Source organism: Streptomyces sp. NPDC043952 (assembly GCF_056435325.1).
Genome location: NZ_JBWKES010000025.1, coordinates 47,733 through 72,817 on the forward strand (window position 1 = coordinate 47,733; position 25,085 = coordinate 72,817).

General features: G+C 72.0%; 20 protein-coding genes. 11 read left to right on the forward strand and 9 right to left on the reverse strand.

Going from position 1 to position 25,085, the window contains the following annotated elements; all coding sequences use genetic code 11:
- Nucleotides 1-286: 286 nt before the first annotated feature.
- On the reverse strand, nucleotides 287-1,126 hold the full coding sequence (locus tag AC069R_RS24885) for a LysR family substrate-binding domain-containing protein (RefSeq protein WP_478769026.1): 840 nt from the start codon (nucleotides 1,124-1,126) through the stop codon (nucleotides 287-289).
- Nucleotides 1,127-1,238: 112 nt separating this feature from the next.
- On the opposite strand from AC069R_RS24885, the gene AC069R_RS24890 reads away from it, so the two are divergent.
- Nucleotides 1,239-1,643, forward strand: a complete 405-nt coding sequence (locus tag AC069R_RS24890; protein WP_478769027.1) for a DUF5997 family protein — start codon at nucleotides 1,239-1,241, stop codon at nucleotides 1,641-1,643.
- A gap of 93 nt (nucleotides 1,644-1,736) precedes the next feature.
- Here the strand turns inward: AC069R_RS24890 and AC069R_RS24895 are convergent, their stop codons facing one another.
- Both AC069R_RS24895 and AC069R_RS24900 read right to left on the reverse strand, forming a co-directional pair.
- The gene (locus AC069R_RS24895; protein ID WP_478769028.1) at nucleotides 1,737-3,056 is read right to left on the reverse strand and encodes a glycoside hydrolase family 3 N-terminal domain-containing protein; all 1,320 of its coding nucleotides are present in this window, start codon (nucleotides 3,054-3,056) and stop codon (nucleotides 1,737-1,739) included.
- Nucleotides 3,057-3,222: 166 nt separating this feature from the next.
- The gene (locus tag AC069R_RS24900) at nucleotides 3,223-3,645 is read right to left on the reverse strand and encodes a YjbQ family protein (protein ID WP_397987540.1); all 423 of its coding nucleotides are present in this window, start codon (nucleotides 3,643-3,645) and stop codon (nucleotides 3,223-3,225) included.
- A gap of 95 nt (nucleotides 3,646-3,740) precedes the next feature.
- On the opposite strand from AC069R_RS24900, the gene AC069R_RS24905 reads away from it, so the two are divergent.
- Complete coding sequence (locus AC069R_RS24905; protein ID WP_478769029.1) at nucleotides 3,741-4,820, forward strand: NAD(P)-binding domain-containing protein; 1,080 nt, start codon at nucleotides 3,741-3,743, stop codon at nucleotides 4,818-4,820.
- Nucleotides 4,821-4,871: 51 nt separating this feature from the next.
- On the opposite strand, the gene mltG is transcribed toward AC069R_RS24905, so the two are convergent.
- Nucleotides 4,872-5,777: an endolytic transglycosylase MltG gene (mltG, locus tag AC069R_RS24910; RefSeq protein WP_478769030.1), complete on the reverse strand. Its 906-nt coding sequence runs from the start codon at nucleotides 5,775-5,777 to the stop codon at nucleotides 4,872-4,874.
- Nucleotides 5,778-5,899: 122 nt separating this feature from the next.
- Nucleotides 5,900-7,702 (reverse strand): ABC transporter ATP-binding protein, encoded by a 1,803-nt coding sequence (locus AC069R_RS24915; protein WP_478769031.1) that lies wholly within the window; start codon nucleotides 7,700-7,702, stop codon nucleotides 5,900-5,902.
- 114 nt (nucleotides 7,703-7,816) lie between these two features.
- On the opposite strand from AC069R_RS24915, the gene AC069R_RS24920 reads away from it, so the two are divergent.
- Nucleotides 7,817-8,266: a MarR family winged helix-turn-helix transcriptional regulator gene (locus AC069R_RS24920; protein ID WP_397987536.1), complete on the forward strand. Its 450-nt coding sequence runs from the start codon at nucleotides 7,817-7,819 to the stop codon at nucleotides 8,264-8,266.
- Nucleotides 8,267-8,292: 26 nt separating this feature from the next.
- Here the strand turns inward: AC069R_RS24920 and AC069R_RS24925 are convergent, their stop codons facing one another.
- A complete protein-coding gene (locus tag AC069R_RS24925; protein ID WP_478769032.1) occupies nucleotides 8,293-9,903 on the reverse strand; it encodes a peptide-N4-asparagine amidase in 1,611 nt (536 codons plus the stop codon).
- 140 nt (nucleotides 9,904-10,043) lie between these two features.
- Here AC069R_RS24925 and AC069R_RS24930 point away from each other — a divergent pair, with 140 nt between their 5' ends.
- Together AC069R_RS24930 and AC069R_RS24935 are read left to right on the forward strand one after the other, a co-directional pair.
- Nucleotides 10,044-11,642 carry a M1 family metallopeptidase gene (locus AC069R_RS24930; RefSeq protein ID WP_478769033.1) on the forward strand — a complete coding sequence of 533 codons (1,599 nt, stop codon included), beginning with the start codon at nucleotides 10,044-10,046 and terminating at the stop codon, nucleotides 11,640-11,642.
- A gap of 228 nt (nucleotides 11,643-11,870) precedes the next feature.
- Nucleotides 11,871-13,874: an N-acetylmuramoyl-L-alanine amidase gene (locus AC069R_RS24935; RefSeq protein ID WP_478769034.1), complete on the forward strand. Its 2,004-nt coding sequence runs from the start codon at nucleotides 11,871-11,873 to the stop codon at nucleotides 13,872-13,874.
- A 14-nt stretch (nucleotides 13,875-13,888) separates the two neighbouring features.
- Here AC069R_RS24935 and AC069R_RS24940 read toward each other — a convergent pair whose 3' ends face one another.
- Nucleotides 13,889-14,635, reverse strand: a complete 747-nt coding sequence (locus AC069R_RS24940; protein WP_478769035.1) for a L,D-transpeptidase family protein — start codon at nucleotides 14,633-14,635, stop codon at nucleotides 13,889-13,891.
- Between the two features lie 149 nt (nucleotides 14,636-14,784).
- On the opposite strand from AC069R_RS24940, the gene AC069R_RS24945 reads away from it, so the two are divergent.
- The 4 genes from AC069R_RS24945 (at nucleotide 14,785) to AC069R_RS24960 (ending at nucleotide 19,400) form a co-directional block, all read left to right on the forward strand.
- Nucleotides 14,785-16,611, forward strand: coding sequence for an ABC transporter transmembrane domain-containing protein (locus AC069R_RS24945; RefSeq protein WP_478769036.1), 1,827 nt, complete (start codon nucleotides 14,785-14,787; stop codon nucleotides 16,609-16,611).
- The gene (locus tag AC069R_RS24950) at nucleotides 16,608-18,389 is read left to right on the forward strand and encodes an ABC transporter ATP-binding protein (protein WP_478769037.1); all 1,782 of its coding nucleotides are present in this window, start codon (nucleotides 16,608-16,610) and stop codon (nucleotides 18,387-18,389) included. The genes AC069R_RS24945 and AC069R_RS24950 overlap by 4 nt, the downstream gene beginning before the upstream one ends.
- A gap of 210 nt (nucleotides 18,390-18,599) precedes the next feature.
- Entirely contained in the window at nucleotides 18,600-19,076 is a 477-nt protein-coding gene (locus AC069R_RS24955; protein WP_478769038.1) for a DUF5709 domain-containing protein, read from the forward strand.
- A gap of 60 nt (nucleotides 19,077-19,136) precedes the next feature.
- Nucleotides 19,137-19,400 (forward strand): type B 50S ribosomal protein L31, encoded by a 264-nt coding sequence (locus AC069R_RS24960; protein WP_478769039.1) that lies wholly within the window; start codon nucleotides 19,137-19,139, stop codon nucleotides 19,398-19,400.
- Nucleotides 19,401-19,414: 14 nt separating this feature from the next.
- Here the strand turns inward: AC069R_RS24960 and AC069R_RS24965 are convergent, their stop codons facing one another.
- Complete coding sequence (locus tag AC069R_RS24965) at nucleotides 19,415-20,209, reverse strand: metal-dependent hydrolase (protein ID WP_093678457.1); 795 nt, start codon at nucleotides 20,207-20,209, stop codon at nucleotides 19,415-19,417.
- Nucleotides 20,210-20,354: 145 nt separating this feature from the next.
- On the opposite strand from AC069R_RS24965, the gene AC069R_RS24970 reads away from it, so the two are divergent.
- Entirely contained in the window at nucleotides 20,355-22,868 is a 2,514-nt protein-coding gene (locus AC069R_RS24970; RefSeq protein WP_478769040.1) for a DEAD/DEAH box helicase, read from the forward strand.
- Between the two features lie 19 nt (nucleotides 22,869-22,887).
- On the forward strand, nucleotides 22,888-23,757 hold the full coding sequence (locus AC069R_RS24975; protein WP_478769041.1) for an acyl-CoA thioesterase: 870 nt from the start codon (nucleotides 22,888-22,890) through the stop codon (nucleotides 23,755-23,757).
- Here the strand turns inward: AC069R_RS24975 and AC069R_RS24980 are convergent.
- Nucleotides 23,744-24,988, reverse strand: coding sequence for a DUF6397 family protein (locus AC069R_RS24980; RefSeq protein WP_478769042.1), 1,245 nt, complete (start codon nucleotides 24,986-24,988; stop codon nucleotides 23,744-23,746). The two genes, AC069R_RS24975 and AC069R_RS24980, sit on opposite strands and share 14 nt — an antisense overlap.
- Nucleotides 24,989-25,085 lie beyond the last annotated feature (97 nt).

A 25,085-nucleotide genomic window follows, 5' to 3' on the forward strand; every position in this document is an offset into this window, starting at 1 on the left:
GGGGGCGGGGGCAGAGGGGCGCGTTCGCGGACACAGGGGCTCGACAGCGCGACAGGGGTTTGAAACGGCGCCGGGGGCCAAGGCCGCCGACCGCCTTCGACGCCCTACGAGCGCGCTCTTCGCGGCACCCCTACGGACGACACTTCCGCAGCCCCGTGCCGCTTTCCCGCACCCCCGTGACGCCTCTCCGCAGCCCCGTGCCGCTTACCCGCACCCCTGTGACGCCTCTCCGCAGCCCCGTGCGGTTTTCCCGCAGACCTGTACGGTTCCCGTGCCGCTTCCGCGGCTACGAGCGCTTACGCGGCTTCCCGCGCTTCGCCGCCGGCTTGGCCCCGCCTGTGCGGGCCCGCTGCCCGCGCCCGCCCGACGACTTGGCGGCACCGGACTTCTGCCGGGCGCCCGGCTGCCCCGCGCCTCGGGACTTCTTGTCGGCCTGGGGCTTGCCCGCCGCCTTGGCTCCCGACTTGGCCGTACGGCCTTCCGCAGCACCGCCGTCCGCCGGGCGTCCCGCCGCCCCGCGGCCCCGCGTGCTGTTGACCGTGCGGCCCCGGACGATGCCGATGAACTCCTCGACCAGGTCCGTGGTGGCGTCTTCCGGCCAGGACAGGGCGACGCCGGACTGGGGCGCGTCGGTGACCGGTCGGTAGGTGAGGTCGCGGCGGTGGTAGAGGCGGGCGAGCGACTGCGGGACGACGAGGAGGCCGACGTTCGCCGCGACCAGCTCGATCGCGTCCTGGGTCGTCGCGGGCCGCTCGAACGCGGCCTCGCCGGGCGGCCGGTCCCAGTCGAAGACGTCGTCCAGGGGGTGGAAGACCACCTCGTCGGCGAGGTCGGCCAGGGTGACCTCGTCGGCGGCGGTGATCACGTGGTCCTTGGGGACGACGACCACACTGGTCTCGGTGTAGAGCGGGATCGCGCTGAAGAAGTCACGGTCGACGGGCAGCCGTACGAGACCCGCGTCGGCCTCACCCGCGCGCAGCAGCTCCGGCGCCTCGGCGGCGGGGACCTGCGTGAGGGTGAGCGGGATGTCGGGCAGGCGTTCGTGCCAGACCTTCACCCATTTGGCGGGCGTCACTCCGGGGACGTACGCGAGCCGGAACGACGGTGATTCCTCCGAGCCTGTCACCAGGCCAGGTTACCGGCCGCGGCGGCCCCCATGGTCACCGGCCGTGATTCCCCCCGGTCCGCCGCCCGGCTCGTGGTCGGCTCCCGCACGCATGGCCGATACCCTTGTCCTCATGAAGTCGCAGCAGAGCACCCAGACGATGAAGCCCGCGACCGCGGCGAAGAAGCTGGGTGTGTACCTCCCCGCCACCCCCGCCTCCTTCCAGGAGGGTGTGGTCTCGCGTGCCGAGCTGAACGAGCTCCAGGCCAATCCGCCCGAGTGGCTGCGCGAGCTGCGTCTCAACGGTCCGCACCCGCGTCCGGTGGTCGCCGCCAAGCTCGGCGTGTCCATCGCCGGTCTGGCGCGCGGCGGCGTCACCGAGGCGCTGACCACGGAGCAGATCGACGCGCTCAAGCAGGAGCGGCCCGAGTGGCTCCTCAAGGAGCAGGCCACCCAGGTCGAGGTCCGCAAGGAAGCGGCGCGGATCAAGAACCTGAAGCAGCAGAAGGAGTCGGACAAGGGCTCCGCCCAGAGCTGACCGCCCGTTTCTCCACGGCCTTGCCCCAGCGCCCTCCGTCCGCCGGAGGGCGCTGTCAGTGGTCGGCTCCGGATCTGATCCGCAGTCAGGGCCTCAACCGCAGTCGAGCACGCCCGCGTTCTGCTTGGCGTCGAGTATCCGGCGCACGCTGTCGTCCACCTTGGCACGGTACGAGGCGTCCTGCCCCATCCGGGTCTGGATGGCCTGCGCCATCGCGGGTATGACGTCCGGCCGCACGGTGAGGATCATGTCCCCGCCCGCCGTGGTGAAGTCGAGGGCCCGCTGAGCGGGAGTGAAGGACCGCACGGCGACCGCGTTCCCGATGTCGTCCGAGATGACCACGCCCTTGAAGCCCAGCTGGCCGCGCAGCAGTTGGCCGATGACCGTGGGCGAGAAGGCCGCGATGTGCTTGGCGTCGATCTTGGTGTAGGTGGCCGACGAGACCATCACGAAGGGCGACCCGGCCTGGATCCCGGACTTGAACGGGCCGAGGCTGGCACTGGTGCTGGTCGTCACCGAGTCCACGACATTGGCGGTGGTGTCGGTGTTGCCGATCACCTGGCCCAGTCCGGGGAAGTGCTTGAGCGTGGTCAGCACACCCGCCTGTTTGAAGCCGGCGGCGAAGGCACCGGTGCCGGAGGTCACGGCGTCCGGGGTGTTGCCGTACTCGCGCTGGAAGGAGCCGATGGGGATGTTGCGGGTGCCCAGCGAGGCGGGGACCACGTCGGCGACCGGTGCCAGGTTCAGGTTGACCCCGGCGCGCTTGAGCTGCTGGGCCCAGATGGTCGCCTCGGCGCGCAGCATCGTGGGCGCCTTGCCGCCCTGCGTCACACCGCTGGGCATGGCCGAGAAGCCGGGGCCGTTGAGCACCTGTACCCGGCCGCCCTCCTGGTCGGTCGCGACCAGCAGGCCGACCTGCCGGCCGCCGACCCGGTCCGCCTGACCCCGGAAACCATCGACGATCTTCCGCGTCGCCGCCGTACCGGCGGTGCTGCGGCCGGTCAGCATGACGGATCCCACGTGGTTGTCGCGCAGGATGCGCAACTGCGCCTGGTCCGGGTGGGCCGCGGAGATTCCCCCCATGAAAAGCTGCCCGACCCGCTGAGCCGTGGTCATGCCGGACAGGGTCCGGTCGGTGCAGGTGGTGGCGGTCGCCATCGGGGTGGTGTGCGCGGTGGCCGTGGCGGCATCGGTGCCGGTGCGGCTCGGCGTCGCGCTCGCGGAGTCGGGGGTCGGTGTGCCCGGAGTCCGGGTGCCTTGGGTGGCGGCGGAGGACCGGAGGGAGGTCGTCTCCGCGCCGGGCGTGACCGATGCGCCGCAGCCGGCGACGGCAAGTGCCAGCGTGGCCAGTGGAACCCCGGTGCGCAGGGCTGTGCGGCGGCTCCTGGGCCGCTGCCGGACGCGTATGCTCATACTTCCTCTCCCGGCCTGGACGGACCGGGACTGCCGCGTACTGCGCAACCACTTCTGTCGCGGCGAGCCCGGCTTGCTGCGTCCACCACACCGTACGTGATGGAGCATTTGTCCGCCCCACGACGGAAACGAGCGCCCCAGGACGGCTCCGCGGCGGCGCCGGGACCTACCCGAGGAACGACAGCCGCACCTGCCGGTCGGGGTTGTCCCGGTTGGTGTCCACCAGGCACACCGACTGCCAGGTGCCGAGCTCCAGCCTGCCGGCGATCACCGGCAGGGTCGCGTGGGGCGGGACCAGCGCCGGGAGCACATGGTCGCGGCCGTGGCCGGGGCTGCCGTGGCGGTGCTGCCAGCGGTCGTCGGCCGGGAGCAGGGTGTGCAGCGCGGCGAGCAGGTCGTCGTCACTGCCCGCGCCGGTCTCGATGACGGCGATCCCGGCGGTGGCGTGCGGGACGAAGATGTTCAGCAGACCGTCGCGGCCGCCCGCCACCTCCCGCAGGAAGTCCGCGCAGTCCCCGGTCAGGTCGGCCACGCGCTCACGGGAGCCCGTGGAGACGTTCAGGATTCGGGTGGTGAAGGCATCTGGCATGCCTCCCATCCTGACGCATGGGTACGACACCGTGTCCTGCGCAGGGGTCGACACCGCGCGGGATGATCCGTGTCCGGCACGCTGTTGGTAGAAACGTGAACGAATTGCGTGAGGTCGAGGTGGTCGTCGTGGGCGCCGGGCAGGCCGGGCTGTCCGGCGCCTATCACTTGCGCCGCGCCGGATTCGAGCCGGACCGCGACTTCGTGGTCCTCGACCACTCCCCCGCTCCGGGCGGCGCCTGGCAGTTCCGCTGGCCCTCGCTGACGTACGGCAAGGTGCACGGCATGCACGCGCTGCCCGGTATGGAGCTGACGGACGCCGACCCGGCGCGCCCCTCGGCGGAGGTGATCGGCGCGTACTTCGCCCGCTACGAGCGCGCCTTCGACCTGCGGGTACGGCGCCCGGTGGAGGTGCGGGCGGTGCGCGAGGGGGACGGCGGGCGGCTGCTCGTGGAGACCTCCGACGGCATCTGGTCGGCCCGTGCGCTGATCAACGCGACCGGCACCTGGGACCATCCGTTCTGGCCCCGCTATCCGGGCCAGGAGACCTTCCGCGGGCGGCAGTTGCACACCGCGCGGTACGCGGGGCCCGAGGAGTTCGCCGGGCGGCGGGTGGTGGTCGTGGGCGGTGGCGCCTCCGGCACCCAGCACCTGCTGGAACTCGCCCCCTACGCCGCCGCGACCACCTGGGTCACCCGGCGTCCGCCCGTCTTCCGCGAGGGGCCGTTCGACGCGGAGGCGGGGCGGGCCGCCGTCGCGCTGGTGGCGGAACGGGTGCGCGAGGGCCTGCCGCCGCGCAGCGTGGTCTCGGTCACCGGGCTGCCGCTGAACGACGCGATCCGCCGGGGACTTGCGGAGGGGGTCCTGCACCGGCGGCCGATGTTCGACCGGATCACCCCCGACGGCGTGCGATGGCGGGACGGCAGCCGGGTGGACGCCGATGTGATCCTCTGGGCGACCGGCTTCCGGGCGGCGCTCGGCCATCTCGCCCCGCTGCGGCTGCGCGCGCCGGGCGGCGGAATCCGGGTGGAGGGGACGCGCGCGGTGGCCGACCCCCGGATCCATCTCGTCGGCTACGGCCCCTCGGCCAGCACCATCGGCGCCAACCGGGCCGGCCGCGCGGCCGTGCGGGACATCAGGCGACTGCTGGCCGAGGAACGGCCGGCCGCCGCGTGACGAACCCCTGAACCGTCAGGCCGCCGCGCCTCGTTGGCCCGGTCGTTCCGCTCAGCCGGTCTTGCCGGACCGCGTCGCGGAGGGGGCGGAGGAGCGGACCGGTGACGGGCTCCGGTTCTGTCCCGGCTGCTGCCCGGCCTGCTGCTGAAGGGAGTTGTACTCGGCCACATTGCGCAGGTGTGTGTCGTAGTCGGCGGTGAAGCGCGTGTCGCCGGGCTTGACCGTCACGAAGTACAGCCAGTCGCCCGGCGTCGGATTGAGGGCGGCGCGCATCGCGTCCTCGCCGGGATTGCCGATCGGCGTCGGCGGCAGGCCCATGCGCTGGTAGGTGTTGTAGGGGCTGTCGCTCCTGGTGTCGCCCTCGGTGGTGCGCGCGCGGCCCAGCGCGTAGCTGAGGGTGGAGTCCAGTTGCAGCGGCATCCCGCGTTCCAGCCGGTTGAGGATGACACGGGCGACCTTGCCCATGTCCTCCTTCTTCACCGCCTGGGCCTGGATGATGCTGGCGATGGTGAGGGCCTGGTAGACGTTCATCGAGTTGCGCTGGGCCCCGGCCGCGACCGGTGCGCCGTCGAACTTCTGGTGGGCGGTGTCCACCATGGAGCGCAGCACGGACTCGGGGGTCGCGCCCTTGCGCAGGGGGTAGGAGGCCGGGAAGAGATAGCCCTCCGGGTTGCCCCCGGCGTCCTTGGGCAGGGGCAGCCGGGCCTTGCCGAGCGAGGTGCGGGTGCTGCCCGAGGGCAGGGCCAGCGCCTTGTCGATCGCGTCGTAGACCTGGCTCGCGCGCCAGCCCTCCGGTACGACGAGTGTGGCGGCCCTGGGCACCTCGTGGTGATCGGCCGCCGTCAGCAGCGGCACCGCCACGGCGGTGCCGGCCATGACGGCGCCGGCCGCGGCGAGGACGAGTCTGCCCCGGCGTGTCAGTCGGATCCTGCTCCGTGACGGAATGTGCGTCAGCATGCGGGAACCGTAATACGCGAATCACCGCAACCACGACATATATTCAGCTTGTCGGCCCAGTCGCCCGTCCCGGTCCGCCGCTCCGGCCACCCGTCCGGGACCGCTGCCTTCGGGCCGCCGTCTCACCCGGCCGGCTCCAGCTGTGCGTCCCGGCGCACCAGGGCCGCGTACCGCCCGTCGCGCTCCAGCAGTTCCTCGTGCGTGCCGCGCTCGGCGACCCGCCCGGAGTCCAGCACCACGATCTGGTCGGCGCCGCGAACGGTGGACAGCCGGTGGGCGATGGTGATCGTCGTACGGTTCGCCGAGAGGGCGTCGATGGCCTCCTGCACGGCGGCCTCGGTCCGGGTGTCCAGGGCGCTGGTCGCCTCGTCCAGGATGAGGACCGGCGGGTCGCGCAGGATGGTGCGGGCTATGGCGAGGCGCTGCTTCTCGCCGCCGGAGAAGCGGTGGCCGCGCTCGCCCACCACCGTGTCGTAGCCGTCGGGCAGCGCCGCTATGTGGTCGTGGATCTGCGCCGCACGGGCCGCGGCGTGCAACTCCTCGTCGGTGGCGTCCGGCTTGGCGAAGCGCAGGTTCTCGGCGACGGAGGCGTGGAAGAGGTACGTCTCCTGCGAGACGACGCCGACCGCGCGGGCGAGGGTGTCGAAGTCGAGGTCGCGGACGTCGATCCCGTCGAGGGTGACCCGGCCGCCGGTGACGTCGTAGAGCCGGGGCACCAGATAGCCCAGCGTGGACTTGCCCGCGCCGGTGGGGCCGACGACCGCGAGGCTGCCGCCGGCGGGGACGGTGACGTCGATGCCGTCCAGGACGGGGCCGCCCTTGCCGTCGTAGCGGAACTCGACGTCTTCGAAGCGGACTTCGCCCTTGACGCGGTCGAGGTGGACCGGGCGCGGGCGCTCGGTGATGTCGATGGGCAGGTCAAGGTACTCGAAGATGCGCTGGAAAAGCGCGAGGGAGGTCTGGATCTGGACGCCGGTGGCGAGCAGGCTCACGGCCGGGCGGAACAGGCCCTGCTGGAGCGAGACGAAGGCGACGATGGTGCCGAGCGAGACCCGCGGGCCGCCGAACTGGAGGGCCAGACCGGCCGTCCAGTAGATGACGGCAGGCATGGCGGCCATGACGATGGTGATCACGGCCATGCGCCAGCGACCGGCCATGTTCGACCGGACCTCCAGGTCGACCAGCCGCTCGGACTCCCCGGCGAAGGAGCCGGTCAGCGAGTCGGTGCGGCCCATGGTGCGGCCGAGCAGGATGCCGCTGACCGAGAGGGACTCGGTGACCGTGGCGGCCATCGCGGCCATCTGCTTCTGGCGCTCGGTGGTGATCCTCTTGCGCTCATTGCCGACGCGGCGGCTGATCCAGACGAAGGCCGGCAGCAGGAGCAGCGAGACGATGGTGAGCCGCCAGTCGAGGGCGACCATCGCGACGACGGTGGCGACCACGCTGGTGGCATTGGAGACCAGGGAGGTGGCGGTCGAGGTGACCGTCGCCTGCATGCCGCCGATGTCATTGGCTATGCGGGACTGCACCTCGCCGGTGCGGGTGCGGGTGAAGAAGGCGAGCGACATGCGCTGGAGCCGGCCGTACACGGCGGTGCGCAGGTCGTGCATGACGCGCTGGCCGACGGTGGTCGAGATCAGCGTCTGGAGCACACCGAAGACGCTGGAGAGGACCGCGCTGAGGATCATGCCGAGCGCGAGCAGGCTCAGCAGACCGGTACGGCCGCGCGGGATGGCGACGTCGAGGATCTCCTTGAGCAGGAACGGTGTGGCCACCGAGACCAGCGAGGAGGCGCCGACCAGCAGGCCGACGATCGCGAGCCGCCCGCGATAGGGGCGGAACAGCGCGAGGATCCGCCGCCACTGCCGGGGCCGGTCCTTGGCATCGGCGGGCGGGGTCCAGGAGGTTTCACGGTCGGGATGCATGGGCTCCTACGGAGGTGAGCGGGCGCCGGCCGGGTTCGGCCGGCGATGACGGAACGGATCGTAGCTCATTGTTACCTATACTCACAATGAACCGCATCCTGATATTGTTCCCGCATGACCACCCCCGATCCCGACGGACTGCTCGCCGAGCAGTTGCTGCGGCTCACCCGCCGGGTGCACCGCATCCAGAAGCACCATCTGGAACGGCGCGAACTGGGCATCACCCCCGCCCAGTCCCGGCTGCTGCGCACCCTCGCGCACTACCCCTCGCCGCCGCGCATGGCCGACCTCGCCGAGCGCCTTGAGGTCGTGCCGCGCGCGGTGACGACGCTGGTCGACGGGCTTGAGGCGAGCGGCAAGGTGCGCCGGGCGGCGGATCCGGCGAACCGGCGCGTGACCCGGATCGAGCTGACCGACGAGGGGCGCGCGGCCCTGCGCGAACTGCGCGGCGCGCGCCGCTCGGCGGCCGAGGAGATACTCGCCCCGCTGACGGAGAAGGAGCGCGAGGTGCTCGGCGTACTGCTGGACACCCTGGTCGACGGGGACGCCGGCAAGCCCTGCTGACCCCGTCGCACCGGGCGCCTGCCGGGCTAGCAGCCCCTGCGGTCCAGTGTCAGCGCCCCCTGGGCGGTGGCCAGCGTGCGGTCGTAGCAGCCGTCCGAGCCGTAGGACCGGTAGTGCTCCGACGAGGTGCCGACCGCGTGCCGCTGCTCACGCGGGGCGTCGAGGGTGTACGAGGCGTCGCCGCGGTAGGTGTCGTCCAGCCGCGACCACGCGGTGCGCCGGCCGCCGCGCAGCTCGGTCACCGAGGCGCGGTCGCCGAGTGTCAGCACCGTGCGCAGCCGGTTGTCGGAGCCGATGGTGGTGACGCCGTCGAGGGTGTACGTCCGCAGCGTGTGCGCGGACCGCGCGGGGCCGGCCCCGGCGGTGGTGACGGTCTGGTCGTCGGTCCAGGTCGCGTCCAGTCCGTCGGTGTTCTCGCCGTCGGTCCAGCGGTGGACGGACGTGTCGCCGAGGGTCCGGGTGACGGTGGTGGTCACTCGTCCGTGGGAGGTGTCGAGGTATCCGCTGACGGTGAGCCGGTGCCCGGCCTTCGTGTCCACCCGGTTCTCTGAACCCGGTGTGTAGGTCGAGGAGTTGACCAGATCGGTCGCCATATCTTGGGTGACCGCGCCGGTGAGGTGGTCGCGGTGCGCGTCCTGCCAGACCAGCACGTTCACCGGGGTGCTCCAGCCGGCCTGGCCCGCAGGCACGCCCAGGACGGAGACCTCGACGCGGTGCGGGCGGCCGTCGTCCAGCAGCCCGGCGAAGGGTGTGAGGTCGTACTCGATGGGCCGCACGTCGAAGGCGCCCGGCGCCGGGATGACGTACCAGAGGAACGGATCGGACCAGCCGCCGGTCCACACGTTCGGATAGGGCGCGGCGATGCCCGCCGTGCGCCCGTCGACCTTGATCTGCACCTCGCGGTAGGGGCCGTGATCGGCCTTGCAGGAGTACGACGCCGGGTCGGCCACCGTCAGGTACCAGAACTCCTCGCACCCGCCGCCGGATCCGGTCGCGTAGACCTCGGCGACGATCCGCTCGCTGTTGCGCGGTGTGGTGAGCGTCGTGCCGCCGGGCGTGTCGCCGAGGGTGAGCACGCGGTCCGGGGTCCGTTCGGCGGGGCTGCCCGCGTAGAACGTCAGGGTGACGTGGACGTCGATGACGCCGGTGTAGGTGTCGTCGACCACGTTGCCGATCAGCATCTCGACGTCCCGCGGGCTGCGGAAGGTGTCGCTGTAGCGGGTGACGTCCTTCTCGACGTGCCAGGCGATGCCGTCCGGCGAGGGTTCGGGGGTGGAGGTGCGCAGGATCTCGACCCCGCCGACGTGCAGATAGCCGAGCCGGTCGTACTGACGGCCCTTCACCGTGCCGTCCAGGCGGAGCACGACCTTGCTCCAGCGGCCGCCGCAGCCTTTGGGCGGGGTGTACGCGCCCCGGTAGGGGGTGAAGTCGCGGAACTGCCCGTCGGCCAGGGTGACCTGGCAGGACTTGGTGTGCGGCCGGGCGACCGGCGGGGCGGCGGTCACCGGGTCGTGCCAGTCGGTGCCGAACTCGGCGGGGACGTCGGCCGCCCGCGCGCTCGCGGTCCCGGCGGCGAACAGGGCGCCGGTCAGGAGGGCCGCGATCGCAAGCATGGACATGACTATCCGTTGTCTCATGGGCGGTGTTCTACGGGGTGTTTGGGCGAGGCCGCAATGAGGCGTCGAGGAGAGAAGCGGCACCACGGCGCACGTCTGGCGCATCGTCACCCTGACAGACATTTGGTGCTATTAACGGATCGCACTGGCATAGTGCGTCCATGGAGATCATGCCCGCGGACAGCCCGGCGGGGCCCCCGAGCGAGGAGGCCGGGGAGGGGCGGAGAACGCGGCGTCCCCGCCGCACGGCCCTCGTCCTCGCCAGTGCCCTCACCCTCACCGGCGCCGCCCTCTGCATCGACCTGTTCCCGCGCGAGAACCACGGCTCACCCTCGCCCGGCCCGGCCGCCGCACCGGGGCGTACCGCCGCCTCGGGGCGGGGTGGAGGCGCGCCCCCGTCCCCCGGCGCTCCCGGCATCGGCGATCCGCTGATGCCGCTCGCCGGAAACGGCGGGTACACGGTCCGCCGTTACACCCTGGACTTCGACTGGCAGGCGCCCCTGACGCCGTTCGAGGCGGGCGCCACCATCAGCGCCGCCGCCACCCAGGCGCTGTCCCGCTTCGACCTCGACTTCGCGGGCAACACGCTGCACCGGGTCACGGTCGACGGCGCACCGGCCGGGGCCGTACGCGACGGCGACGAACTCGTCGTCACCCCCGCCCGGCCGATCCCCCGCGGCCACGCCTTCACCGTCCATGTCGCCTACACCGCCGACCCCACCCAGCAGCGCCACCGCGACGACGCGATCCGGGACTACGGCTGGGTGCCCACGCCCGACGGCACCGTGGTCTGCGCCCAGCCGGACGGCGCCAAGATGATCTTCCCGGCGGACGACCACCCGAGCCTGCGCGCACCGATCACCTTCCACGTCACCACCCCGGCGGACATCGGCGCGGTGGCCAACGGACGCCTCGTCAGCACGGCCGCACGGCCCGGTGGCCGCGTCGAACGGACCTACGACTCCGAGCAGCCGATCGCGGCTCAGCTGGTCCAGCTGGCGATCGGCAGGTTCCGCGTCGTCAACAGCAGCGGCCCGCGCGGGCTGCCGGTCCGCGACGTGGTCCCGGACGATCTGGTCGGCGACACCGAGGAGTACCGCTCGCTCACCCCGGAGCACCTGGCCTGGCTGGAACAGCGGCTCGGGCCGTATCCGTTCCGCCGCTACGGCGTGCTGGTCGGGGACACCGAGCTACCGGTGGCGCTGGAGACCCAGTCGCTGTCCGTCGTACCGAAGGACGATCTGCTCGGTGACCGGGTCGACGCCGAACGCAATCTCGTGCACGAGCTGACACACCATTGGACCGGGGACAGCGTCGCCATCCGGCGCTGGTCCGACCTGTGGCTGAGCGAGGGTCACGCCCGGTTCTACGAACGGCTGTACTCCGCATCGCACGGCGGCGTCAGCCTGGACGACGCGATGCGCGACGCCTACGCACAGCACGACCAGTGGCGCCACGACGACGGCGCGCCCGCCGAACCCGGCGCCGGCACGCTGTTCAAGGTGATGCGCTACGACGGATCCGCCCTGGTGCTGTACGCCCTGCGGGAGAAGGTCGGCCCCGCGGTCTTCGAGCGGATCGAGAAGTCCTGGGTGAGCACCTACCGGGGCCGCGCGGCGGGCACACGGGACTTCGTCGACCTCGCCTCACGGGTCGCGAAACAGGACCTGAAAACCTTTCTGACCGCCTGGCTCTACGGGACGCACACCCCGCCCATGCCGGGCCACCCCGACTGGCAGGTCGACCCGGTCGAGGACTGAGCCGGATGCCCTCCGTCACCGGCCCGCCGGAGCGCCCGCGCTGACGGGCCGTCGGAGCGGTGCCGCTGCCGCCGACCGGGTGGCCTCTGCCGGGCCGCTGGTCCACCCCGGTGACGGTTGGCGCGACGGGACACGCGGGGCACGGAAACGTACAAGGGGTGGTTGTCAGGGGCAACTCCTTTGTCCTGGCTGCGAAGCGCGCGATGAACATGTTTGGAGACCCGTGCCATGAAAAGACCCACCTCCCCACGTGTCCCCCATGGTCGCGTGTGCCGCCTGACCGCGTGTGCCATCGGATCGGCGGCCCTGCTGGCGCCGCTGCTGCTCACCCCGATGACCGACGACGACGCGCCGGAGCAGCGCCTCCAGGTCGCCTTCACCGATGCCGCCCACGACTTCCATGTGCCGCGCAGTGTGCTGATGAGCGTGTCGTATGTGCAGACCCGCTGGGACGCCCATCCGGGCTCCCCGAGCGTCGCGGGCGGCTACGGGCCGATGCATCTGGTGGACACCAGCCAGTTCCCGGCCGCGTCGCCCTCTCCGGGCCAGGGCGGTGGCGCGCTCCAGCCGAGCGCGGGGGCGGCAGGCGCGCCCGCCGCGCGGCCGGACGGTGTGCCGGCCGGCCGGTCCGTGAAGCCGGCGGACCTCCAGCGCGCCGCCCGGCTGACCGACGCCCCCGCCGGGCGCCTGCGCACCGATGCCACCGCCAATGTGCGCGGCGGCGCCGCCCTGCTCGCGGCCACTCAGCAGCAGCTGGGCAAGCCGCTGAGCGACGATCCCGCGGACTGGTGGGAGGCGGTGGAACGTTTCCCCGGCACTCCTGACGTCACCTCGGCGGCGACGTACGCGAACGACGTCTTCGCGGTGATCCGCAAGGGCGCCCACCGCACCACCGCCGAGGGCCAGGAGGTCTCCCTGCCCGCGAGCCCCTCCGTGCGCCCCCACACCGTCCGCACGGCGAAGGCCCGGCACGCCAAGGGGACGGAGTGCCCGGCCGAGGTGTCCTGCGACTGGCTCGCGGCGCCCTACGAGGAGATCGACGACGACGGCGACTACGGCAACCACGACCTCGCCGACCGGCCGCGCGACCAGAAGATCGAGTACATCGTCATCCACGACACCGAGGCCAAGCTGTCGAGCATGTTCCAGACGGTGCAGGACCCCACCGAGGCGTCCTGGCACTACTCGATCCGCTCCAGCGACGGCCACGTCACCCAGCACGTGCAGACCAAGGACGAGGCCTGGCACTCCGGCAACCAGTACGTCAACGCCCGCTCCATCGGCATCGAACACGAGGGCTTCCTGCGGCAGCCGGGCACCTGGTTCACCGAACAGATGTACAGGACCTCGGCACGCCTGGTCCGCTATCTGGCCAAGAAGTACGACATCCCGCTCGACCGGCAGCACATCTTCGGCCACGACAACGTGCCCTCGCCGACCGGCGACTCCATCCCCGACATGCACGACGATCCGGGCCCCTTCTGGGACTGGCGCCACTACTTCGACCTGCTCGGCGCGCCCCTGAAGGCCACCGCCGGGCCGAACAGCGACATGGTGACGATCCTGCCGGACTACGCCACCCACTCGCCCAAGTTCACGGGCTGCCTCAAGCCCGGCGCGCCGTGCCCGAAGCACGGCTCCAGCGCCGTGCGCATGTACACCCGCCCGGACGAGAAGGCACCGCTGATCCAGGATCCGGGCCGCCATCCGGACGGCGGGGTCTCCACGCTGGACGTCGACGACCTCGGGGCGCGCGCCTCGGCCGGCCAGACCTTCGCCGTCGCCGAACGCCGCGGCGACTGGACGGCGGTCTGGTACCAGGGCCGCAAGGCCTGGTTCAAGAACCCGAGGAAGCAGGCGACGGCGGTCGGCGCGGCCGGCAAGATGGTGACGCCCAAGGAGGGCCTGGACGAGATCCCCGTCTTCGGCCGCGCCCTGCCCGAGGAGGACGCCTACCCGGAGGGCGTGGACGAGGAGCCCGAGGCGCCGCTCCCCTACCACTTCCGGGCGGGCCAGCGGTACGTCACCGAGGGCACCATCGACAGCTCCTTCGTGCCGCGTTCGGCCTTCGTCGACACGCCCGAGCCGGTGGTCAAGGGCGACGAGACCTACTACCAGATCCAGTTCGACCACCGGATCGCCTACGTCCGATCGAGCGACGTGGACGTGATCGGCTCGGCCGTCGCGGCGGGTCCTTCCTCGGCGCCTCATGGCGGCTCGGCGGTCAACTGACGGCCGCGCGGCCGTCAGGCGCCGAGATCCGCCCGGTCCCCCATCACCACCACGGGGTGCCGGGCCGGGTCGAGCGTGCGCAGCAGCGTCTCCATGGCGCTCTTGGGCATGCTCACGCAGGCCGAAGTGCCGCTCCCGTGGTCCAGGTGCAGCCAGATACCGCCGCCCTTGGCCGCGCCCCAGGGGCGGGTGCCGTCGCGCGGCGGGGTGCCCGGCACGCGGTTGTAGTCGATGGCGATGACGTAACCGAAGTCGTGCTGGTACGCCTTGGGCCACTCTTTCGGGGAGGCGTAGGCGTAGGTGTTGTGGTCGTACGGCAGCTTGCTCCCCGGATCGGCGTACGTACCGCCCGCGGCGGTCAGCGTGAACACGCCCACCGGGCTGCGCTTGTCGCCCTCGTGGTGGTCGGGGGTCCAGCCGCGGCGCCCGTTGTGCGCCGCCCAGCTGCCCTCCCGGTGCCAGCCGCCGCCCTGTCTCACGTAGAGCACCACTTCGGACTCGGCCGAGTTCCGGCCCTTGCCGTACACGGCCACGACCTGGCGGGACTGGCCGGGTATCCGTGCGTACAGACGCTTGCCGACACCCGGAATGCGGGCCGGGTCGGGGGCGGGCGCGGAAGGGGAGGCGGTCGGCGCGGCCGGGCCCGGGTGGCCGGGCGGGGAGCCGGACGAGCCCGTGCCACAGGCCGTAAGGGTCGTCAGGAGCAGGGTTCCGAGGGCCGCCGCCCAGCGCGTCGAGCGCCGCACACTGTCTATCCGCACCGGGCCATGCTGACATGACGCCCCATTGACGCGAAAACCGTTTGAAATTCCCGACCGCGCGAAGCGACCCTGTCACGGCTTGTCCCGGTCCGCCGCCGCCCTCGGCTGCCGCCGTTCCCTGACACGCTGTCACGAGCCGTCTGGACGTCATGCAGATTCACGATCTTCCCTATCCCGACCCCGGCGTGCCCGACGCACGCTCGGGGCCCCGATTCCTGTGGTGGCTCTGGCGCAATCAGCTCGGTGGCCAGCTCAAGGCGCTGGCCTGGGGCCTGCTCCACTTCGTCGCCGTCTCCGCGCTCCCCTTCTGCGTCGGCTTCGCCGTACAGGCCGTCGTGGACCGGTCCGGCACCCGGCTGGCCCTGACGGGCGCTTCGATGCTGCTGTGCGGTACGGCCGTCGCGGTGGGCGACACCTTCCTGCACCGGGCCGCCGTCACCAACTGGATCACGGCTGCCGCCCGCGTCCAGCAGCTCCTCGCCCGCAAGGCGGCGGCACTCGGCTCGGCGCTGACCCGGCGGGTGGCGGCCGGCGAGGTGGTCGCCGTGTCCACCGGCGACGTGGAGAAGATCGGCTGGTTCGTGGAGGCGGTGTCCCGTTTCACCGCCGCCGCGCTGACCGTGGTCGTCGTCTGCGTCGGCCTCCTCGTCTACCAGCCCGCGCTCGGCACGGTCGTGGCCGCCGGGCTGCCCGTCGTGGCACTCGCCGTACTGCCGCTGCTGCCGCGCGCCACCCGCCGCGCCGACCTCCAGCGCGAGAAGGCGGGCCGCGCTACCGAGCTGGCCTCGGACACCGTCGCCGGACTGCGGGTACTGCGCGGCATCGGCGGCGAGGAACTCTTCCTCGCCCGCTACCGCCACGCCTCCCAGGAGGTGCGGCACGCGGCCGTGCGTAGCGCCCGGATGTGGTCGCTGATCTCGGCCGTGCAGGTGCTGCTGCCGGGTCTGCTGCTGATCGCGGTCGTCTGGTACGGCGTCCACCTGGTCCGCGAGGGCCGCATCGCCGTCGGCGAACTGGTCGCCGTCTACAGCTCCGTGATGGTCCTCAGCTATCCCTTGCAGCACTTCGAAGAGATCGCGATGTCCTACTCCTTCTCCCGCCCGTCGGCCGAGCGCGCCGCACGGGTGCTGTCGTTGGAACGGTCGGCGGCGACAGGCGGCAGCGCTCGCGAGGCGGCGGGCGGTGACCGGCCGGCGGTGCCCCGCGGTGATCTGTACGACCCCGCCACCGGTCTCAGCGCTCCCGCAGGAAAGCTCACAGCGGTGGTGTGCGGCGACCCGGACACCGCCGGACGGCTCGCGGAGCGGCTCGGCGGCCACCCCACGGAGCCGGGCCGCTCGGTCCTGCTCGGCGGCACGCCCCTGGACGAACTCCCCCTGGACCTCGCCCGGACCGCCGTCCTCGTCCAGGACAAGGACCCGGTGCTGCTCTCCGGCACCCTGCGCGAACTGCTCGACGTGCCCGCTTCCGGTGCCGTCACGGCCGCCGACGCGCTCGCGGCCGCGCGGTGCGAGGACGTCCTGGACGCCCTGGTGCAGGGCTCCCTGGACGCCGCCGACCCGATGGACGCCCGCATCACCGAGCGCGGCCGGTCCCTCTCCGGCGGCCAGCGCCAACGGCTCGCCCTGGCCCGGTCGCTGGTCACCGATCCGGAGGTCCTGGTGCTGGACGAACCGACCTCCGCGGTCGACTCGCACACCGAGGCCCGCATCGCCGACGGGCTGCGCCTGCTGCGCTCGGGGCGCACGACGGTGGTGTTCACCTCCTCGCCGCTGCTCCTGGACCGCGCCGACCGGGTGGTCCTGGTCCACGGGGACGCGGTCGTGGCGTCCGACACGCACCGGAAGCTGTTCGAGAGCGAGCCCCGGTACCGGGCCGTGGTGACACGGGAGACGGACGACGAACCGGTCACCGCCGCCGAGGGAGCGCTGCTGGACGCCCTCGGCGAGCTGGAAGAGATCGAGGAGAGCGCATGATCGGCGTCGCACCACCGGAGTACGACCCGGCGGCCCCGACGACCGCCACCACCCTGCCCGTCGGCACGACCGCGACCGTACGGGCCTACGTCACCGAGCTGTTCCGCCGCCACCGCCGGGCCTTCCTGCTGCTGATCACCGCGAACACGGTGGCCGTGATCGCCTCCATGGCCGGGCCCTACCTGCTCGGCGACCTGGTCCAGCGGGTGTCGGACGGGGCTCGGCAGCTGCATCTCGGCCTCACCACCGGGCTGTTCCTGCTGGCGCTCGCCGTGCAGGCGGTGTTCGTCCGGCAGGTGCGGCTGCGCGGCGCCATGCTCGGCGAACGGATGCTCGCCGACCTGCGCGAGGACTTCCTCGTCCGCTCGGTCGGCCTGCCGCCGGGCGTGCTGGAACGCGCGGGCACCGGCGACCTGCTCTCCCGTATCACCACCGACATCGACCGCCTGGCCAACGCCATGCGCGAGGCCGTACCGCAGCTCGCGATCGGTGTCGTATGGGCCCTCCTGCTCCTCGGCGGACTGGTGGTGACGGCCCCGCCGCTCGCGGCCGCCGTGCTGCTCGCCCTGCCGGTGCTGGTGGCCGGGTGCCGCTGGTACTTCAAGCGGGCGCCCGCCGGCTACCGCTCGGAGGCCGCCGGGTACGCGGCCGTCGCCGCCGCGCTCGCCGAGACCGTGGACGCGGGCCACACCATCGAGGCCCACCGGCTGGGCGCCCGCCGGGTCGCGCTGTCCGAGCAGCGGATCGAATCCTGGACCGCGTGGGAGAGGTACACGCTGTGGCTGCGGTCCGTGCTGTTCCCGGTCATCAACGCCACCCATGTCATCGTCCTCGGCTCGGTCCTGATGGTGGGCGGAACGCTCGTCCTGCACGGCTGGCTCGGGGTGGGCCGGCTGATCACGGGCGCGCTGGTGGCGCAAATGCTCGTCGATCCGGTGAACCTCATCCTGCGCTGGTACGACGAGGTGCAGGTGGCCCAGGTCTCGCTCGCCCGCCTCGTCGGGGTCCGGGAGATCGAGCCGGGAGCCGGGGACGCGTCGGTGGCGCCCGAGGGGCGGGACGTGCACGCCGACCGGGTGCGCTTCGGCTACCGGGAGGGCATCGACGTGCTGCGCGAGGTGTCCCTCCGGGTCGCGCCCGGCACCCGGCTCGCCCTGGTCGGCCCCTCGGGCGCGGGCAAGTCCACCCTGGGCCGGTTGCTCGCCGGGATCTACGCGCCCCGCGCCGGGCGGATCACCCTCGGCGGGGCCGAGCTGTCCCGGATGCCGGCCGAACGCGTCCGCTCGCACGTCGCCCTGGTCAACCAGGAGCACCACGTCTTCGTCGGCTCGCTGCGGGACAACCTCCTGCTGGCCCGCGACGGCGCCGACGACGCGGAACTGTGGGCGGCCCTGAGCGCCGTGGACGCCGACGGCTGGGCTCGGGCGCTGGACGCCGGCCTGGACACCGAGGTCGGATCCGGCGGCCTGACGCTGACCCCGGCGCAGGCCCAGCAGATCGCGCTGGCCCGGCTGGTGCTGGCCGATCCGCACACACTGGTGCTGGACGAGGCGACCTCGCTCCTGGATCCGCGCGCCGCCCGTCACCTGGAACGGTCCCTGGCCCGTGTCCTCGACGGCCGCACGGTCGTCGCCATCGCCCACCGGCTGCACACCGCCCACGACGCCGATGTGATCGCCGTGGTGGAGAGCGGCCGGATCAGCGAGCTGGGCAGCCATGACGAGCTGGTCGCGGCGGACGGCGCGTACGCGGCCCTGTGGCGGTCCTGGCACGGCTGAGCAGCCCGCTCGGACGGCCTCCTCGGAGGCTGCCGGGGCTCCGTGCCGTTGCGCGGTGGCGAGCAGCAGTGGAAGGCTGGAAAACGGCACCGGCTCGGGTTTCGTCCGGGAACCTCCCGGTTCGCACCGTGTGACATCCGTGCCGCGCGTGCCGGCGGCCCGCCGCCCGTTTCGGCGGTATCCGGCCGTCCTCACCACCTGGAGGTAGTCGTGGACAGCGCCGACAGCTGGGGGGACGACGTCTACCAGCCCGATCCCGATCCCTTGGAGGTCCGGGAGGACTCGGGGGTGCTCGACGTCGAGGACACTCTGGACTTCGACGGTGTCGACGACCCCCTCGACCGCGGCTGGTCGCCTCCGGAGCGCCCCTGGGCGGTGGAACACGACGGCGTGACCGCGGCGGAGCGGCAAGCGGGCGAGACCCTCGACCAGCGCCTCGCCGAGGAGATCCCCGACCGGGACCCCCCGGACGGCGACGGCATCGGGGATTGCGCGGGTACCGACGGGGAACTTCTCGACAACGAGGTCGGCGATCTGCGCTCCGGCCGCCTGGTGGCGCCCGACGAGGGGGCGCACGAGGACGAGGAGGCCGCCCTCGTGGCCAGCGACGTCGGTATCGACGGCGCCGCCGCCTCCGCGGAGGAGGCCGCGATGCACATCGTGGACGAGGACTCCGTCTCCGGCTGACCGGCGAGCCCCGGCCCTCCCGCCCGCGCCCTGCCCGACCGCCCCGCACAAGGAGCCGCCATGCAGCAGGACAAGCACCCCGACTACCACGCCGTGGTCTTCCGCGACCGGGCCGCCGGCTACGCGTTCCTCACCCGGTCCACGGCACGGAGCGAGCAGACCATCGACTGGGACGATGGCCAGACCTACCCGGTGATCGACGTGGAGATCTCCTCGGAGAGCCACCCCTTCTACACCGGAAAGGCCCGGCAGGTCGACACCGAGGGCCGCATCGCGCGCTTCGAGCGCCGCTACGGCGGGGCGGACACGGGCGACGCCACCTGAGCGGCACGGCGGCCTCAGATCACGTTGAGGGCCGCCGCGCAGCCCACTCCGCCGAGCACCATGAACACGGGCATGAGCACCTTCAGCTCGACCCAGCTGCCCGCCCGGAACCGGATCGCCTTCGGCGGCCCCACCGGGTACCAGCGCTTGCGGCCCAGCGGGATCGGCCACAGGATCGGGCAGCCCGAGACCGTCAGCGCGTCCCCGATGTCGTGTACCAGCGCGCCCAGCACGATCGGCAGCCCCAGCCACAGGTACTGCTGTCCGGGCTCGGTGAACAGCCAGTCCGAGCCGTTGCCGGGCTTGTCGAGCACGCCCGCGAGGATCCACGCGGAGGCCGCCGCCAGCAGCCAGACCAGTATGTCGCTGCTGGAGCCGCGGGCCGCCCGCCACAGCAGGCCCTCGATCGCCAGCACCATGTGCACGAACAGGATCGCCAGCACCGCCCAGCGGCCCCCGGTGATCGCCGCCGCCGAGGCGCCGGCGCCGATCAGTACCGCCCACACCCAGGTGTGCGTCAGCGTGCGGTGGCCGCCGGAGCGGCGCGGGTCGCCCTTCTTCCTGGTCGCCTTGTAGACGGCGTAGGACAGCTTGTCCACGATCTCGCAGAGCCAGTGGGAGATCGGCCCGAAGGCGTGCGAGATGGTGGCGGCCTTGTGGTCGAGATCCGGTGCGAGCGCGGCGCCCGCGCAGATCAGGGCGCCGACCAGCAGGACCGGCCAGGGCATCGGATGCCCGGCCGCGGCGGCTGCCGCCCCGACGCCGAGCCAGGCCGCGGCTCCCGACAGTGAGTGTGCTGGTCCCATCATGGCCGCTTCCCGCCCCATTCCTCAGATACCGCTGTCCAGTTGACACGGTGCGCTGACGCTCCGTCGGCGACACAGCGTAGCTGCCGTGATCTTCCCAGCCCCAGCCGATTCCCCGATCGGGGAGGAGGACAGGCAAGATGGGAGGGTGACCCTCATCGATCAGCTGCCGCCGACCGCCGACCCCGACGCCCTGTACGAAGCCTTCGAGGCGTGGACCCAGGAGCGCGGCCTCACCCTCTACCCGCACCAGGAAGAGGCGCTGATCGAAGCGGTGTCCGGGGCGAACGTGATCGTCTCCACCCCGACCGGCTCCGGCAAGAGCATGATCGCCGCGGGCGCGCACTTCGCGGCGCTGGCCCGCGACGAGGTCACCTTCTACACGGCGCCGATCAAGGCACTGGTGTCGGAGAAGTTCTTCGAGCTGTGCAAGCTGTTCGGCACCGAGAACGTCGGCATGCTCACCGGCGACGCCTCCGTGAACGCCGACGCGCCCGTGATCTGCTGCACCGCCGAGGTGCTGGCCTCGATCGCGCTGCGCGACGGCAAGAACGCGGATGTGGGCCAGGTCGTCATGGACGAGTTCCACTTCTACGCGGAGGGCGACCGCGGCTGGGCCTGGCAGATTCCGCTGCTGGAGCTGCCCCAGGCGCAGTTCATCCTGATGTCGGCCACTTTGGGTGATGTGTCCTTCTTCGAGAAGGACCTCACCCGCCGCACCGGCCGCCCCACCGCGGTGGTCCGCTCGGCGACCCGTCCGGTGCCGCTCTCCTACGAGTACAAGCTGACGCCGCTCACCGAGACGCTCACCGAACTGCTGGAGACCAAGCAGGCGCCGGTGTACATCGTCCACTTCACCCAGGCGCAGGCCGTGGAGCGGGCCCAGGCGCTGATGAGCATCAACATGTGCTCGCGCGAGGAGAAGGACCAGATCGCCGAGCTGATCGGCAACTTCCGCTTCACCACCAAGTTCGGCCGCAACCTCTCCCGTTACGTCCGGCACGGCATCGGTGTGCACCACGCCGGCATGCTGCCCAAGTACCGGCGGCTGGTGGAGAAGCTCGCCCAGGCCGGCCTCCTGAAGGTCATCTGCGGCACGGACACGCTCGGCGTCGGTGTCAACGTGCCCATCCGCACCGTGCTGTTCACCGCGCTGACGAAATACGACGGCAGCCGGGTGCGGACCCTGCGGGCGCGTGAGTTCCACCAGATCGCGGGCCGGGCCGGCCGGGCCGGCTTCGACACGGCCGGCCTGGTCGTCGCCCAGGCGCCGGAGCACGTCATCGAGAACGAGAAGGCACTGGCGAAGGCGGGCGACGACCCGAAGAAGCGGCGCAAGGTGGTGCGCAAGAAGGCGCCGGAGGGCTTTGTCGGCTGGACGGAGAACACCTTCCAGAAGCTGATCGACTCGGAGCCGGAGCCGCTGACGTCGCGTTTCCGCGTGACGCACACCATGCTGCTGTCGGTGATCGCCCGGCCGGGCAACGCCTTCGAGGCGATGCGCCATCTCCTGGAGGACAACCACGAGCCGCGCAAGCAGCAGCTGCGGCACATCCGCCGGGCGATCGCGATCTACCGTTCGCTGCTCGACGGCGGCATCGTGGAGAAGCTCGACAAGCCCGACGCCGAGGGCCGCATCGTGCGGCTCACGGTCGACCTCCAGCAGGACTTCGCGCTCAACCAGCCGCTGTCCACCTTCGCCCTCGCCGCGTTCGAACTGCTCGACCCCGAGTCGCCGTCCTACGCCCTCGACATGGTCTCCGTGGTCGAGTCCACCCTGGACGACCCGCGGCAGATCCTGGTCGCCCAGCAGAACAAGGCGCGCGGCGAGGCGGTGGCGGCGATGAAGGCCGACGGTGTCGAGTACGAGGAGCGCATGGAGCGCCTCCAGGACGTCTCCTACCCGAAGCCGCTGGAAGAACTGCTGTTCCACGCGTACAACACCTACCGCAAGAGCCACCCCTGGGTCGGCGACCATCCGCTGTCGCCGAAGTCGGTCGTCCGCGACATGTACGAACGGGCGATGTCCTTCACCGAGTTGGTGTCCTTCTACGAGCTGGCCCGCACCGAGGGCATCGTGCTGCGCTACCTCGCCAGCGCCTACAAGACCCTCGACCACACCATCCCGGACGACCTGAAGTCCGAGGATCTCCAGGATCTGATCGAGTGGCTCGGCGAGATGGTGCGCCAGGTGGACTCCAGCCTGCTGGACGAGTGGGAGCAGCTCGCGAACCCCGAGGAGATGACCGCCGAGCAGGCCCAGGAGAAGGCCGACGAGGTCAAGCCCGTCACCACCAACGCGCGCGCCTTCCGGGTGCTGGTCCGCAACGCGCTGTTCCGCCGGGTGGAACTGGCCGCGCTGGACCAGGTCGAGGAGCTGGGCGAGATGGACGCGGAGTCCGGCTGGGACGCCGACGCGTGGGGCGAGGCGATGGACAAGTACTGGGACGAGTACGAGGATCTCGGCACCGGCCCCGACGCCCGCGGCCCCAAGTTGCTGGTCATCAAGGAGGAGCCGGAGAACGGGCTGTGGCGGGTCCGCCAGATCTTCGACGACCCGAGCGGGGACCACGACTGGGGCATCAGTGCGGAGGTCGATCTCGCGGCCTCGGATGCCGAGGGCCGTGCGGTCGTCCGCGTCACCGATGTCGGCCAGCTGTGACCACAGGAGAATTCCACCCATGACGACGAACCCGGCCGAAAGACTGGTCGATCTGCTCGACCTGGAGCAGATCGAGGTCAACATCTTCCGTGGCCGAAGCCCGCAGGAGTCCTTGCAGCGGGTCTTCGGCGGCCAGGTGGCGGGCCAGGCACTGGTCGCCGCCGGCCGCACCACGGACGGCGACCGCCCGGTGCACTCGCTGCACGCGTACTTCCTGCGCCCCGGTCGACCGGGGGTACCGATCGTGTACCAGGTGGAGCGGATCCGCGACGGACGCTCGTTCACCACGCGCCGCGTCACCGCGGTGCAGCAGGGCCGCACGATCTTCAATCTGACCGCCTCCTTTCACAAGCCCGAGGAAGGACCGTTCGAACACCAGCTGCCGCCGGCCCGTGACCTGGTACATCCCGAGTCGCTGCCGACGGTGGCCGAGGAGATACGCAAGCACCTGGGCACACTGCCGGAGCAGTTGGAGCGGATGGCGCGCCGCCAGCCCTTCGACCTCCGGTACGCCGAACCGCTGCGCTGGAACGACGAGGAGATCAAGGGCGCCGAGCCGCGCAGCGCGGTGTGGATGCGCGCGGTGGGCCCGCTGGGCGACGACCCGCTGGTCCACACCTGCGCGCTGACCTACGCCAGCGACATGACGCTCCTGGACGCGGTGCGCATCCCCATCGAACCCCTGTGGGGCCGCCGGAACTTCGACATGGCCTCGCTGGACCACGCCATGTGGTTCCACCGGCCGTTCCGCGCCGACGAGTGGTTCCTGTACGACCAGGAGTCGCCGATCGCCACGGGTGGGCGGGGCCTGGCGCGCGGGCGTATCTACGACATCGAGGGGCGGCTGCTCGTCTCGGTCGTCCAGGAGGGACTGTTCAGGCCCCTGTAGCGGGCTGCCGACCGGACTCGACCGCGGGTACCCGGACCCCTGCCGCGGGCCGAGCCGGTCCGCGCCGCAGCCAGGCGCGCAGACGGCGCGTGGAGCGCGGTGGCGCCTGTCCCGATCCGGGGAACCGGGGTACGGGGGCCGGAGCGGGCCGTACACGCGGCACGTGCCGCCGCTCGGGCGCGTGTCCCGGTTCGGGGGCGTGTCGCCGCTCGGGGGCGTGTCGCGGCTCGGGCACGCACCTTCCAGTGATTCGACGGGGCTTGACGGTCCGCGCCGTCGGCTCCGCGGCTTCCGCCATCGGTCCGGACGTCGCCGGCTGCGGCTCGGCCGTCGTCTCCGTCGGCTCCACCGGGGTCGGTGTCGGCGCCACCGGCGCCGTGACCGTGCGCGCCATGGGTGGGATCGGCCGCGGCGTCGGACGCGTCGTCGGCCCGGCACGGCGGACGGCGGGGCGTGGGGCCGGCGAGAGAGCCCGTGCTTCCTCGACCGAGTGGGCGAGGTCGCTGCGCAGCCAGTCGATCTCGTCCGCGTCCTGCGCGGTCGTGATCCGCTCGGCGAGGTGGGCGAAGGAGGTTCCGGCCAGGGTCTGGCCGGGGAGCGCGGGCCGCAATCGGTTGACCCAGGCGCGTTCGTACGGGTCCTCGACGACGTCGGCGACCTCGACGGGAGGGAGCAGGGCGGCCAGAGCCCCGGCTCGGGCCCACGGGTCCTCGGCCTGCCTCAGCAGGCATCCCAGCTGCCGCATGCGCCAGTTGCGGGCGCGCAGGTCCACGCCCTCCGCGAGCTGACCGCGCAGCGTCTCGGGTGTGCGCCCCTTGAGCAGCTGCGCGTTCTCGGTGACGGCCGCGAAGTGCTTCAGCTCCTCGGTGAGATAGAGCCAGACCACGGCGCCGTACCGGTTGACGTAGACCTTCGCGGGCACGAGCAGGCCGAGGCGGGCGAGCCGGGTGAAGCGGCCGGCCGAGATCTCCATCAGCTCGGCGCCCTCGGTGGTGCCCACGACGCGCACCCGGTCCTTGAGCGTGTCCGGGAATCCGTCCTGCGCCCGGAGCCGGTCGATCTCCGCGCGCTCCACCAGCCGGCCGCCTCCCCCGCCCTCGTCGGGCACGGTCCGCACATGGCCGAGCTGGACGGCGAGGTCGAACTCGCCGCGCAGGATGCCCAGTTCACGAGCGGCCCGGCTCGGTGTGCAGGTGTCCGTGCGTACTGGTTCGAAGGTGTGTGCCGACATGGTCGTACTCCCCCATGGAGTCGGTGGCTCACGCCCGGCGCGTTCGCCGTGCACACACCGTAGCCGGATCGGCGCATCGCGTGGTCAGCCTGTGGAT

Excerpts from the sequence above, each read along its gene's own strand:
- AC069R_RS24890 (WP_478769027.1), top strand. The coding sequence starts at position 1,239 with ATGAAGTCGCAGCAGAGCACCCAGACGATGAAGCCCGCGACCGCGGCG.
- AC069R_RS24895 (WP_478769028.1), bottom strand. The coding sequence starts at position 3,056 with ATGAGCATACGCGTCCGGCAGCGGCCCAGGAGCCGCCGCACAGCCCTG.
- AC069R_RS24900 (WP_397987540.1), bottom strand. The coding sequence starts at position 3,645 with ATGCCAGATGCCTTCACCACCCGAATCCTGAACGTCTCCACGGGCTCC.
- mltG (WP_478769030.1), bottom strand. The coding sequence starts at position 5,777 with ATGCTGACGCACATTCCGTCACGGAGCAGGATCCGACTGACACGCCGG.
- AC069R_RS24915 (WP_478769031.1), bottom strand. The coding sequence starts at position 7,702 with ATGCATCCCGACCGTGAAACCTCCTGGACCCCGCCCGCCGATGCCAAG.
- AC069R_RS24920 (WP_397987536.1), top strand. The coding sequence starts at position 7,817 with ATGACCACCCCCGATCCCGACGGACTGCTCGCCGAGCAGTTGCTGCGG.
- AC069R_RS24925 (WP_478769032.1), bottom strand. The coding sequence starts at position 9,903 with ATGAGACAACGGATAGTCATGTCCATGCTTGCGATCGCGGCCCTCCTG.
- AC069R_RS24930 (WP_478769033.1), top strand. The coding sequence starts at position 10,044 with ATGGAGATCATGCCCGCGGACAGCCCGGCGGGGCCCCCGAGCGAGGAG.
- AC069R_RS24935 (WP_478769034.1), top strand. The coding sequence starts at position 11,871 with ATGAAAAGACCCACCTCCCCACGTGTCCCCCATGGTCGCGTGTGCCGC.
- AC069R_RS24945 (WP_478769036.1), top strand. The coding sequence starts at position 14,785 with ATGCAGATTCACGATCTTCCCTATCCCGACCCCGGCGTGCCCGACGCA.
- AC069R_RS24950 (WP_478769037.1), top strand. The coding sequence starts at position 16,608 with ATGATCGGCGTCGCACCACCGGAGTACGACCCGGCGGCCCCGACGACC.
- AC069R_RS24960 (WP_478769039.1), top strand. The coding sequence starts at position 19,137 with ATGCAGCAGGACAAGCACCCCGACTACCACGCCGTGGTCTTCCGCGAC.
- AC069R_RS24965 (WP_093678457.1), bottom strand. The coding sequence starts at position 20,209 with ATGATGGGACCAGCACACTCACTGTCGGGAGCCGCGGCCTGGCTCGGC.
- AC069R_RS24975 (WP_478769041.1), top strand. The coding sequence starts at position 22,888 with ATGACGACGAACCCGGCCGAAAGACTGGTCGATCTGCTCGACCTGGAG.
- AC069R_RS24980 (WP_478769042.1), bottom strand. The coding sequence starts at position 24,988 with ATGTCGGCACACACCTTCGAACCAGTACGCACGGACACCTGCACACCG.